The sequence below is a fragment of the Lysinibacillus boronitolerans JCM 21713 = 10a = NBRC 103108 genome, from assembly GCF_000772935.1.
GTDB classification, from domain to species: Bacteria; Bacillota; Bacilli; order Bacillales_A; family Planococcaceae; genus Lysinibacillus; species Lysinibacillus boronitolerans.
Map to the genome: position 1 here is coordinate 42718 of NZ_JPVR01000057.1, position 12287 is coordinate 55004.

At 36.1% G+C, this 12287-nt stretch carries 14 protein-coding genes; 1 reads left to right on the forward strand and 13 read right to left on the reverse strand.

All coding sequences use genetic code 11. The features are described 5' to 3' along the window. Window positions 1-48 precede the first annotated feature (48 nt). Both CD31_RS02980 and metG read right to left on the reverse strand, forming a co-directional pair. Window positions 49-819 carry a TatD family hydrolase gene (locus CD31_RS02980; protein ID WP_036075700.1) on the reverse strand — a complete coding sequence of 257 codons (771 nt, stop codon included), beginning with the start codon at window positions 817-819 and terminating at the stop codon, window positions 49-51. Window positions 820-1071: 252 nt separating this feature from the next. Beyond that, the gene (gene metG, locus CD31_RS02985; protein WP_374116330.1) at window positions 1072-3063 is read right to left on the reverse strand and encodes a methionine--tRNA ligase; all 1992 of its coding nucleotides are present in this window, start codon (window positions 3061-3063) and stop codon (window positions 1072-1074) included. A 334-nt stretch (window positions 3064-3397) separates the two neighbouring features. Between metG and CD31_RS02990 the strand changes: the two genes are divergently transcribed. Continuing rightward, window positions 3398-3676 (forward strand): transition state genes transcriptional regulator AbrB, encoded by a 279-nt coding sequence (locus CD31_RS02990; protein WP_004229214.1) that lies wholly within the window; start codon window positions 3398-3400, stop codon window positions 3674-3676. A gap of 232 nt (window positions 3677-3908) precedes the next feature. Here CD31_RS02990 and rsmI read toward each other — a convergent pair whose 3' ends face one another. The 11 genes from rsmI to CD31_RS03045 form a co-directional block, all read right to left on the reverse strand. Further along, window positions 3909-4784, reverse strand: a complete 876-nt coding sequence (gene rsmI / locus CD31_RS02995) for a 16S rRNA (cytidine(1402)-2'-O)-methyltransferase (RefSeq protein WP_036075705.1) — start codon at window positions 4782-4784, stop codon at window positions 3909-3911. Further along, entirely contained in the window at window positions 4781-5044 is a 264-nt protein-coding gene (locus CD31_RS03000; RefSeq protein ID WP_016993812.1) for a GIY-YIG nuclease family protein, read from the reverse strand. The genes rsmI and CD31_RS03000 overlap by 4 nt, the downstream gene beginning before the upstream one ends. Next, window positions 5031-5777 carry a tRNA1(Val) (adenine(37)-N6)-methyltransferase gene (locus CD31_RS03005; RefSeq protein ID WP_036075708.1) on the reverse strand — a complete coding sequence of 249 codons (747 nt, stop codon included), beginning with the start codon at window positions 5775-5777 and terminating at the stop codon, window positions 5031-5033. Before CD31_RS03005 ends, CD31_RS03000 begins: the two co-directional genes overlap by 14 nt. A gap of 63 nt (window positions 5778-5840) precedes the next feature. Next, on the reverse strand, window positions 5841-6197 hold the full coding sequence (gene yabA, locus CD31_RS03010) for a DNA replication initiation control protein YabA (RefSeq protein ID WP_004229222.1): 357 nt from the start codon (window positions 6195-6197) through the stop codon (window positions 5841-5843). Between the two features lie 27 nt (window positions 6198-6224). Continuing rightward, window positions 6225-7040 (reverse strand): PSP1 domain-containing protein, encoded by an 816-nt coding sequence (locus CD31_RS03015; protein WP_036075709.1) that lies wholly within the window; start codon window positions 7038-7040, stop codon window positions 6225-6227. After that, window positions 7033-8037 carry a DNA polymerase III subunit delta' gene (gene holB, locus CD31_RS03020; RefSeq protein ID WP_016993814.1) on the reverse strand — a complete coding sequence of 335 codons (1005 nt, stop codon included), beginning with the start codon at window positions 8035-8037 and terminating at the stop codon, window positions 7033-7035. Before holB ends, CD31_RS03015 begins: the two co-directional genes overlap by 8 nt. Before the next feature lie 155 nt (window positions 8038-8192). Then, window positions 8193-8633 carry a YaaR family protein gene (locus CD31_RS03025; RefSeq protein ID WP_036075711.1) on the reverse strand — a complete coding sequence of 147 codons (441 nt, stop codon included), beginning with the start codon at window positions 8631-8633 and terminating at the stop codon, window positions 8193-8195. Between the two features lie 109 nt (window positions 8634-8742). Next, window positions 8743-9072 carry a cyclic-di-AMP receptor gene (locus tag CD31_RS03030; protein ID WP_004229230.1) on the reverse strand — a complete coding sequence of 110 codons (330 nt, stop codon included), beginning with the start codon at window positions 9070-9072 and terminating at the stop codon, window positions 8743-8745. Window positions 9073-9375: 303 nt separating this feature from the next. After that, on the reverse strand, window positions 9376-10005 hold the full coding sequence (tmk, locus tag CD31_RS03035) for a dTMP kinase (protein WP_036075713.1): 630 nt from the start codon (window positions 10003-10005) through the stop codon (window positions 9376-9378). A gap of 17 nt (window positions 10006-10022) precedes the next feature. Then, the gene (locus tag CD31_RS03040) at window positions 10023-11447 is read right to left on the reverse strand and encodes an aminotransferase class I/II-fold pyridoxal phosphate-dependent enzyme (RefSeq protein WP_483403483.1); all 1425 of its coding nucleotides are present in this window, start codon (window positions 11445-11447) and stop codon (window positions 10023-10025) included. Window positions 11448-11699: 252 nt separating this feature from the next. Further along, the gene (locus CD31_RS03045; RefSeq protein WP_036075716.1) at window positions 11700-12137 is read right to left on the reverse strand and encodes an SRPBCC domain-containing protein; all 438 of its coding nucleotides are present in this window, start codon (window positions 12135-12137) and stop codon (window positions 11700-11702) included. Window positions 12138-12287 lie beyond the last annotated feature (150 nt).

Consider the following 12287-nt stretch of genomic DNA (forward strand, 5'->3'; position numbering starts at 1 on the left):
CTTGTTTTTTGCCAACCACAAACCCAGTATTGGAGGCATCTAAGCTAGTTAATTGTCAATCCCAAAAAATTTTTTCGCATTGGCTGTTGTTGCTTGTGCAATTTCCTCAATTGTCAACCCTTTCAAACGTGCGATTTCCTCAGCAACTAAAGGCACGAAAGCGGGCTCATTGCGCTTACCTCGATGTGGATGTGGAGCTAAATAAGGAGCGTCTGTTTCAATCATTAAGTGCTCAAGAGCTATTTCTGTAGCTACTTCCTTTGGTAGGCGTGCATTTTTAAATGTCACTGGTCCCCCAAGACTAATCATAAAATTCATACCTATACATTCACGTGCTGTTTCTACACTTCCACTAAAGCAGTGCATAACCCCCCCTACAGATGCAGCATTTTCTTCACGTAAAATTTGAACAACATCACCCGTTGCATCCCTATTATGAATAATGATTGGCAAATTGATCTTTTGAGCTAATTGAATTTGCTTGCGAAAAAGTTCCTGTTGAACATCCTTTGGAGACTTATCCCAATAGTAATCCAATCCTGTTTCACCAATGCCAACTATTTTTGGATGTGATGCTAATTCCTCAATCCACTCTAAATCTTGTTGAGTACAATCAATCGCATCTACTGGATGCCAACCAATGACACCGTAAACAAAGTCATATTGCTCTATTAGTTGCATTGTTCTCTCAATGGTTTTACGGTCAAAACCAATAACAACCATTCTTTCTACTTTAGCTTCAAGGGCTCTATCAATCACCTCTTGAAGATCTTCCTCATACTGATCTGCGTTTAAATGTACGTGTGTATCTATAAACATCTTCATTCTCCTAACATTGATTTTATTAAAATTTATTATTTCATATTTTTCGTAAGCATTACAATTTCATTACAAACTATTTGGTATTGTGTCATTCCACTTATTCGACATTGCTCGAAATAGTACTTTAAACCCACAAAACCCCATTTTTTATGCAACTTAAATTATTTCAAAATAATTTAATCTCAATTTTCCTTACAGATTTGAAAAGCCTGCTGAATAATTCATATTCAGCAGGCCTCCTTAAGTTCATTACTTTACTTTTGCACCATTTTCGAGTTCAGGATCAACGGATGCTAATTTTAAAATTCCATCTTTCTCACCAGCTAAAATCATTCCTTGTGATAATTCACCACGTAATTTTACTGGTTTTAAATTTGCTACGACAATCACTTTTTGACCTATTAAATCATCTGGTGTATAGAATTTTGCAATACCTGAAACTACTTGGCGTTGCTCATATCCTAGATCGACTTGAAGCTTTAATAATTTGTCTGCTTTTGGAACAGTTTCACATGCAGTCACCGTCGCTACTCGCAAATCAACTTTCATAAAATCATCAATAGTAATTTCAGGAATTTCTGGATTTTCGTCAGTCGCTGTAGCCTTTTTACTTTCTTCCTCTTGTGGTGTTTTCACAGAACCACGCATTTCCTCACGAATATAAGCAATCTCAACCTCGTTTTCTAAGCGGGGGAAAATTGGTATCCCTTTTTCTACCACTTTAATGTTTGCTGGAATAGTATTGCCGAATGTTTCAATTGTATCCCATGCTAAGAATTTGTCATCTAATCCTAACTGATCGATCATACGTTTCGGAGTTGTTGTCATAAATGGTTGCAACATGACAGCAATTTGGTGTAAGCTTTCTGCCAAATTTCGCATAACAGCACCTAATTTTGGCTTGTCTGATTCCTCTTTTGCTAACACCCAAGGCTGTGTCTCATCTATATACTTATTTGTGCGTGAAACAAGCGTCCATAAGTCCGCTAGAACGACACTAAATTGCATTTTTTCCATACTTTCTTCATATTTAATACGTACCGACTCAGCTTGCTCTTTTAAAGCTGCATCAAATTCTGTCGATTGAAGATTTTCTGTCGGAATAATACCATCAAAATACTTATTAATCATTGAAATTGTACGATTTAATAAGTTCCCTAAATCATTTGCCAGATCAAAGTTTGTACGTTCAATAAATGATTCTGGTGAAAATACCCCATCAGATCCAAATGGTAATTCACGTAATAGGAAATAACGTGTCGCATCTAGTCCATAACGCTCGATTAACATTTCTGGATAAATCACATTGCCTTTTGATTTAGACATTTTTCCGTCCTTCATCATAATAAAACCATGTGCAAATACTTTTTTCGGTAATGGCAAATCTAATGCCATTAAGAAGATTGGCCAATAAATCGTGTGGAAACGAACAATATCCTTCCCAACTACATGTACATCTGCTGGCCAATATTTATTGAATAGTGATTCATCTTCTGATAGATAACCTAAGGATGTAATATAATTCGTTAATGCATCAACCCATACATAAATGACATGCTTTGGATCTCCTGGTACTTTAATTCCCCAATCGAAGGATGTTCTTGATACCGATAAATCCTCTAGCCCTGGTTTAATGAAGTTGTTAATCATTTCATTTTTTCGTGATTCTGGCTCAATGAATTCAAGGTTCTCTTCATAATAAGCTAATAAACGATCTGCATATTTCTTCATATTAAAGAAGTACGATTCTTCTTTAACCTTGTGCACTGGACGACCACAATCTGGACAATTACCGTCAACTAGTTGAGTCTCAGTAAAGAATGATTCACACGGTGTACAGTACCAGCCTTCATATTGACCTTTATAAATATCACCATTATCTAAAAACTTTTGGAAAATCTTTTCGACAGCTTTCGTATGTCGATCCTGCGTTGTTTGAATAAAGTCATCATAAGAAATATCCATTAAACCCCAAAGTTTTTTCGCAGCATCTGCAATTTCATTTACATAATCTTGAGGATGTTTACCCGCTTCAGCTGCTTTTTCTTGAATTTTTTGGCCATGTTCGTCCATTCCTGTTAAAAAGCGTACATCATAACCTTTTAAACGTTTATAGCGTGCAATAGTATCAGATGCTACTGTTGTATATGCCGTACCAATATGAAATTTCCCACTTGGATAGTAGATGGGTGTTGTTATATAGAATGTTTTTTGTTGTTCACTCACAAGAACTGCCTCCATTGTTTTACAATATACTTTCTATTCTAACGAAGTACGAAATTCGTTTCAATGAAAGTTTATTAAACGCGAAAATTGTCGAATAATATATTTAATCCATTAAATGACTTAAATAAGAACCTTTTTTACTATTAGCAAAAATATTTATTAAAAACCTTTTAAAAAAATTAAAATACCTGCATTCTTCTCAAAAATTTTTTTCAAAAACCATAATATTAGTGCATTAATTAATTGACGTTTATGGCATTACTTGGTATGATAACTATCAGACAAAGAAATAATGTCGAAATTTGACGAAATACCAATATAACTTTTATAAATTAGGAGGAAATCTATTATGAAATCAACAGGGATTGTTCGTAAAGTCGATGAGTTAGGTCGTGTAGTAATTCCTATCGAGTTACGCCGTACGCTAGGTATTGCTGAAAAGGACGCTTTAGAAATCTATGTGGATGATGATAAAATCATCTTAAAAAAATATATGCCTAATATGACATGTGCTGTTACTGGTGAAGTTTCAGATGATAACTTCCGTCTAGTTGGAGGCAAATTAATTTTAAGTCCAGAAGGCGCTGAAATGTTAGTTAAAGAAATTCAATCTAACTTAAAAAAATAATTAGTTACTCACCTAAATCAACACAGTGATTTAGGTGTTTCTGTTTTTAATATAACCAAATTCTTGACCCCTTATAATGTACATGTCAGACCTTGCTACTTAAGGGTACTATTATTTACAATTATTATCAATTTAAAATTGTGTCTCAAAATTATTACATTTCTACTTTTAGTTTCGGATACAGTAACAAAATAAAAATAAAGAGCTACCCTAATAAGGTAACTCTTTACTATTATTCACTATGATATTCATTATAAACATCTCGCTTTGCCTTTTGTCTTAACTTAGCTACTTCTTTAATGGCTTCTTTTGAGGATACATTCGATTGATTGATAATGAAATCAACATGTTCAACAATGGACATATTTTGCCAATAGGCTTCTTCATGATCTTCCTCTTCTAGACAGCTATTACCTTCCAGAACAATACAAAACTCTCCTCGTATTTCCTCTGTTTGTGACCATTCTACAGCTTCAGCCAATGTACCTCGTAAAAACTCTTCAAACTTCTTTGTCAGCTCTCGAGCTAAAACGACACGACGTTCCCCGAGTATAGCTTCCATATCTTTTAATGTATCCTTTAAGCGATGTGGTGCCTCATATAGTAAAATCGTTTCTTGGCGTTTTTTTAATTGTTCTAATTGCTGGCGACGTTCCTTTTTCCCACGATTCAAAAATCCATAAAAGAAAAATGGTTGTGGCGACAACCCAGATGCAATTAACGCTGAAATTGCTGCATTAGGCCCTGGCACTGGTACGACAGAAAAGTTTTGAGCAATTGCTTTTTCAACTATATCTGCACCTGGATCAGAAATACAAGGTAAACCTGCATCACTTACTAATGCAATTGTTTTTCCTTCTTGTAGTAATGTTAATAATTTTTCTCCACCCACGGCTAGATTATGTTCATGGTAGCTAATCAGTGGTGTTTCAATCTCAAAGTAGTTGCACAGCTTTTTGGTGTTTCTAGTATCTTCTGCAGCGATAATATCGGCTTCTTTTAAAATGCGAAGTGCACGCACACTCATATCCTCTAAGTTTCCAATAGGTGTTCCTACCAGATATAAACAACCTGTCTGATCGTGTATTGTACTTTTTTGTGATTTCACGATTCACCCCTCCTTATATAATTAATTTTCTGTGTTCTTGTTAATTGCTTAAAGGCATATTCAGCACGCATTGCTTCTTGTTTTGTCTCAAATTTTTCTTTATAAATACATTTCACTGGACCTCTAGCTCTTGTATATTTTGCTCCTTTACCAGCGTTATGTACAGCAACACGTTTTTCTATATTATTTGTATACCCTGCATAAAGAGTTTGATCAGCACACTCTAACACATAAAAGTAGTGATTATTACTCTTTTCCATAAAGAATTTCTCTCACTTCTGCCGTGTATTCATTATTGGCATCATAAACATACAACGGCGGCATAATTTTCAAATCAGGCTTTCCATCTTTTATTCCTTCTATTAATAATGTATTAGCCTCTTTCCCTTCTTTCGGATAAATGATCTGCATCCGTTTAGGCTCTAAGCGATTTGCTCGCATAGCTGTCACAATATCTAATAATCGCCCTGGTCGGTGGACAAATGCGGCCTTGCCCCCTTGCTTTAATAATTTACTTGCTGATTGAATCGCTTCTTCCAATGTTAAATACAATTCATGTCGTGCAATGGCATGATGCTCACTAAGATTTTTATCACTTGCTTCATGTGCTAAAAAATAGGGTGGATTACAGGTAACCACATCATACTTTTCAATGCCTAGTTGTTTCGGTATTTCTTTGACATCTCCAAGAATCATTTGTATTTGCTGTTCTAGCTGATTATAACGGATACTTCTCTCTGCCATATCAAATAAACGTGGCTGAATTTCTACTCCCGTTATTTGTCCCTTTGTACGTGCACTTAAAAAAAGTGGTATCACACCATTTCCTGAGCATAAATCAACAATTTTTCCCTTATGATAAGGAATACTGACAAACTTCGAAAGCAACACTGCATCTAATGAAAACGAAAAGACAGAGGGACTTTGAATAATACGTAAATTCTCAGCCAACAAATAATCTAACCGCTCATCACCTTTTAGCCATTTTTCCATGCTTACTCCTCCTACGCTACAAAACAAAAGACTGACACCACCGTAGCGGGAATCAGCCTTTTATTACACATTCTGTTTATTTAAAAATGATAGACAAAACAGACAATCCTCACCCTTACGTGAACTTCCAAAATGAACATGGCAAACATGGAAGCCCTCTTGGTAGAGGCGAGCTAAGTTATCATATCCCTCACCAATATCTAGCGGACTTTCTTTCTTTACTTCAGCAGCTTGTACGGAGTTTGTATTAGAAAGTAGTTCTTCTAGACGTGTACGTAGGTGATGATTTTCTGTTTCAAGCGCCTTATGCTCTTCCATCATTAACGCTACAAATTGTTTCAATGCACCAAATTGCTCCTGCATTGCTTCGAGCTGTTGTTCGAACTCCATAACGGTATCTAAGAAATTACGGTCCTTCACCCAAGCCACCTCGTTAAATTCTCTATCTTAAATAAGATTTTTTTCGCATGCTAGCAGTTCTTCTAGTGTATACTCAACTGTGCGTTCCTGCTCGTGTAAATATACTTGAATAAGTCTTTCCAGCACATTTATCCCTACTACTTTCCCACGGCCATCTGGTGTCATTGTTATCTCACCAACATCTGGCATGCCCTCTTTTGCTTCTTCATATTCATCATTTTCATACTTTAAGCAACACATTAAACGTCCACAAAGGCCAGATATTTTTGAGGGATTTAATGATAAGTTTTGATCTTTAGCCATTTTAATAGAAACGGGCTCAAAATCACCCAAAAATGTGGAGCAACAAAGCATTCTACCACATGGACCGATACCACCTAAAAGCTTCGCTTCATCACGCACACCGATTTGGCGAAGTTCAATACGTGTTCTAAAAACAGAGGCTAAATCTTTTACTAGATCCCTGAAATCAACTCGTCCTTCAGCTGTAAAGTAAAAAATAATTTTATTACGATCAAATGTATATTCAACATCTACAAGTTTCATTTCTAAATTATGCTCTATAATTTTAGTACTAGCGAGTTCAAATGCGCGTTTTGATTCTGCTGCATTTTCCTCTACTTGTATACGATCACGATCATCTGCTGGTCTAAGTACTTGTTTTAGTGGTAATACAACATCATTATCACCCACTACCTTTTGAGGGACAACTACCTTTCCATACTCTACACCGCGGGCTGTCTCTACAATAACATATTGATTATCTTCTAGTAGAAATGATGCCGGATCAAAATAATATATTTTACCCGCCTTTTTAAAGCGGACTCCTACTACATTATACAAATGTATATCCCTCCTGCAGATTTAGCATTAACTGCTCCATCAATAACGTCCTATTCATGTTACGCTGTAAAGATGCGCGTGCTTGTAAAATAGATTCCAGCTGATTTGACAATTTATCATAAGTGGAATATAACGCAACTTCTTTAAATAGTGGTAACATGTCTGGATAAGTACAAGCTGCCTCGGGATTAGCTTTTATTGACACTATATCACGGTAAGCAAATAGTAGTAAATCCAATGCTTGTTCCATCTCGCTTTTTTCTTTAAAGTGAGGCAACCACTCTTCATGAACAATAAGCATTGCTTCATGTACATTTTGCCGAATGGCCTCTACTAATTTTAACACTGTTTTTCGAGCGAGTGCAAACTGCTCATCATTTGCTAAAAATATAGCTGTTTCGAGCTCGTTTGTCATCATGCTTACTGTTGAAGCCATTGAATGTGAAATATTATTTTCCTGTAAATGCTTCAATAAAACATGACGTGGCATTTTTTGAAATTTGATATGTTGGCAACGAGAACGGATAGTTGGAAGTATTGACTGCATTTGCTCCGTTAGTAATATAGCAGTTACCTCTCCATCTGGCTCCTCTAAAAATTTAAGTATCATATTAGCAGAGGCTGTATTAAGACGGTCTGCATGATGAAGCACATAAATCTTACGTCCTTCTTCTACACCCATCATTTTCATTTCTCCAATGAGTTCTCGCATCTGATCAATTTTTATAAATTGACCATCTGGATAAATTTGATGAATATTTGGATGATTTCCCGAATCTACACGTTTGCAATTTCGACATGTTTCACATGGAACATTTCCATTTGGTTGCTCACATAACATCAATTTGACAAAAAAGTGCATAATATCTGCCTTGCCTGTCCCTTTTTCACCATCAAAAATATATGCATGTGCTAATCTGTTCTTGTCAAAAATCGTTTGAAGTTGCTTCATTACGACTGGTTGTAGTGTGAGTAGCTCTTCAAAATTCTTGGCCATACATTTAAATTCCTTCCTGTTTCTACAACAAAAGTGGTACTTACTTGCACTTTTGTTTTCTGTAAAGAAACATTGCCGTTGTTCTACTTTAATGGCGAGTTGCCACATCAACATTTGAAAAAAGCCCGCGCCTATATGAGAACGAGACACGGGTTTTACATATATAAATTAATTAATAAGCCTTTAATTTCACCGATTTTATCAAGAAGATCTATTGCTTCTTTTTCTTCGTCTAAGAGATCCTGTGCAAGATCGACAAGACGTGTATCAATGGTCTCAATGATTTTCAGACGTCTTCCTTCACCAAAACGATTCCAGGTATGTGATTGTTTTAACTCCATACCATGTTCTACTGTCTCTTGTAGAAATCGTTTTACAAGCATTTTAAACCTAGCAAGTTCTCGTAAATTACGTGATCTAGCTACTCGGTCCCCTGCAGTAGATATATCCCCTAACAAACGTGTGAGTTGTTCTGTTTGCAACTTATTACCTTGCTTGACGACCATATCTCCAAATCGGTTATTTTGATTATTATTTTGTAGTGGCTCTTTGCGATTTGTATTTAACCCGACACGTATATCTTGATTAATTTTCAAGCTGGTTTCGCCCCCACAATTTTCATCTATTTCTCCTACGCATAATCGATTTTAAATAAAATGTTTAATAGTAACAAATAATCAATGATTTAGCTTCGGAGGCTACTTTTTAAAAATGATGGAATTGTTCAATCGGTAAAACAAATACGGTAGCTCCTCCCACCTCTACCTCCACAGGGTAAGGTATATAGGAATCAGCATTTCCTCCTAACGGAGAAACGGGTGCAACCATTTGCTCTCTTGCCCGACAATTATCCCGAATAATATCTAAAAGTTTGGGTATGAGAGAGTCTTCAGTTCCTATAAGAAATGTCGTATTTCCTGAACGTAAAAATCCTCCTGTGCTCGCTAATTTAGTTGCGCGAAACTGATTTTTCGTTAAAGCATTTGATAAGCGGCTGCTATCCTGATCTTGCACTACAGCTACGACTAACTTCATTCGCACTCACCCCTTTTATAAAATTCACCTATATAGGTTTTAATACTATTCCTAAGCATTAGCTTATAAACTTTATCTTGATTCTGCAGATGTTTAAACATCCATTAAAATTGAGGAATATCACCAATGTTGCCCGCCTATACAATGCAGGTTAGTTAACCTAAATCTAGATCTGCTTGAAAGCGAAGCGTCAGCGGTAATTGCCCTCCGACATAATGGATACTCCCAATTGATGCTATCCTAGCGAAGTTAAATTAATGGATAGTATCATTATATCACATTGTTGTAGACAACTTCATGCATTTACTGTATTGCTTCCAATAATAATAACCATACATCTTCCACAACATTCTCAATATCTTGATCTGCGTTGACCACACGTATTCGCTCTGGATACTGCTCTACTAGTTGTAAATATCCTTCACGTACCTTCTGATGAAATGGCAAACTTTCAACATCTAAGCGGTTTACTTCCCGATTGCCTGTTGCATGAATACGCGCTAAGCCAACCTCTGGAGCAAGATCAAATAATATGGTCAGATCAGGTAATTTCTTCCCAATAGCAAACTCATTAATAGAAAGCACCTCATTGACACCGATTCCTCTTGCATATCCTTGGTAGGCTAAAGAGGAATCGATAAAACGGTCACATATAACCAACTTCCCTGCATCTAAGGCAGGGCGTACCTTTTCAAAATAATGCTGGCTTCTTGCTGCAGCATATAATAATGCTTCTGTTCGTTCATCCATCGCAGTATGTGCAGGATTCAAAATGATCGTTCTTATTTTTTCCGCAATCTCGATTCCACCTGGTTCTCTTGTTGCTAGAACTTCTATATTATTTTTTGCTAATCGCTCTGCTATCATTTGAATGACCGTTGTTTTCCCTGCTCCCTCTGGTCCTTCAAATGTAATAAATAAATTGCTATTCATGCTGTTATTGCCTCCAACTATTTAATAACCTGAATCATTTTTTCTGCTAATCGATGATTTCCCTGGAATGTTGCACCTGCTGCTAATAGCTCTTCCAATTGACTTAACTTAGCTACTGTTATTCTTTCACCTGGTACTAATAATGGTATACCAGGTGGATAAGGGATAATCATATTTGCTGATATTCGTCCCATTGTACGCATATATGGTAACCACTCTTTACTTAATGATGCAACCTCATTAAAGGAATATATAGGCTCAGTAATCGGTACAAAATGATAGGCTGTTTGAGAAGCAGTTATGCTATCTGTTTTAGCTGTGTTTAATAGCATTGTTATAGCCTCTTTTATACGAACCCTGATTTCAGCAAATGGGTAGGTATGTCCTTGCTTCAGCAAAGGTAACACAAATAAAACTTGATTGGCATCTGCCAGTTCCCCATAAACATGCTTTGCCTCTAATGCCTCCTGTAATTGAAAGCCGCTATAACCATTAACACGTAACAATACTTTAAGTGGATCATCTACTTCAATTACTTCCAATGAACCAATTGATCGTAATGCATCTACCCATTGTTTCTTTTTTTCTATTATATATGCCCCATCACTCTCCATATATGTCTGTACATAATAGCGAGCATCATCTAATGATGCTAATAATAAGTAAGATGGGCTACTAGATTGTAACATGCGTAAGTAATAATGTATTTTTTCAGCCTCTATCAATTCCGACTTAACATGCATAAAAGAAGCCATCGTCATAGCAGGTAGAGTCTTATGAGCTGATTGAACAACAACGTCTGCTCCAAATGTCAATGCGGATGGCTGAAATAGCGTACATGCATTAAAATGTGCGCCATGTGCTTCATCCACCAATACAGGTATCCCCTTTTCATGACAGTAAGCAATTTGTTGCTGTATTTCTTTTGAAGTCATCCCATAATAAGTAGGATATGTTAAAACAACCGCTTTCGCCTCTGAATAATTTTCTACTGCTTCCTTTAAATCTCTATACGTTACATGTGTCGCCGACATCGTTCGTTCATCCCATAGCGGAGACACAAATATTGGCTTAGCCCCAGCAAGTTCAATAGCATGGAAAATCGATTTATGCGCATTACGCTGAACAATAATGGTATCGCCTTTGTTACAAGTAGCATAAATCATTGCTAAATTTCCAACAGTAGACCCTCCTACTAAAAAGAAACTCTTCGTTGCCCCATATGTATCTGCCAATAAATTTTCTGCTTCTAATATCATTTCCTCAGGGTAATGTAGATCATCTAAACCCGATAATTCAGTTACATCATAACGCATTACATCTTTAAATGCTTGCGGAAGGTGAGACAGTTCGCCATGCTTATGACCTGGGACATGAAAAGAAATATTCTGCTGCTGTCTAAAGCGTTCTAACCTTTCTATAATTGGCTTTTTCTTTTGCAAAACAAACACCTATTTTCGTTAGATTCTCCCTTAATTATACGAAATTATAAGGAGAGAAAAAAGCTATCCCTTGTCAAGGTAATCCTTTTTATTTAGCAAACAAACCTTTTCAACAAAAATATCTTATTCGAAAAGGAGGATCTTCTATACCTATATCGCCCTTTTTGCACACGTAAAAGTTGCTAGATCAAAATAAAACCGATTATTACAGATAACAGCAATAATCGGTTCTCCAATTTTTCCATCATACAACTAGTCTTTTGCAGCTTGAAGTGCCATTGCTTCCACTAATTGTTCAACTAGTCGAGGTACAAAATTATCTAATACTGGATTCATCATTCCTGCTAAAAATCCACTAGCTTTCATTGTTAAATTACCAGTCAGCTGTGGTGATTCATTTTGATTTTGTTTTACTTCAAAAGAACCATCACCATTTATTGGATCAGATAAACCCTCTAAATCAAATTGTAATTGGTGAGCATCCGATTTTTTTACCTTAAGTTTCACTTTAACAGCTTTTTGAATAATGCCAAAATCTCCTTGGAAAACCCATATCATATCATCTTCATTTAGTAGTTCATGATGTAAGTAACCTGGTATTAAAACAGCCCATTGTTCCTTATGACGAATAAAATCCTCTAATTTATTTTTCTGTATATTGATTTCCTTACTATGTTGCCCTGTTGCCATTCTGTTGACCCCCTTTGAATATTTTGATAACCTTCTTAAACTTTAACATTTCTAGGTTTCAAAACATACAAAAAAACCACTGATTTCTCAGTGGTTTCTTTTTTGCCTAGCGACGTCCTACTCTCACAGGGGGAAGCCCCCAACTACCAT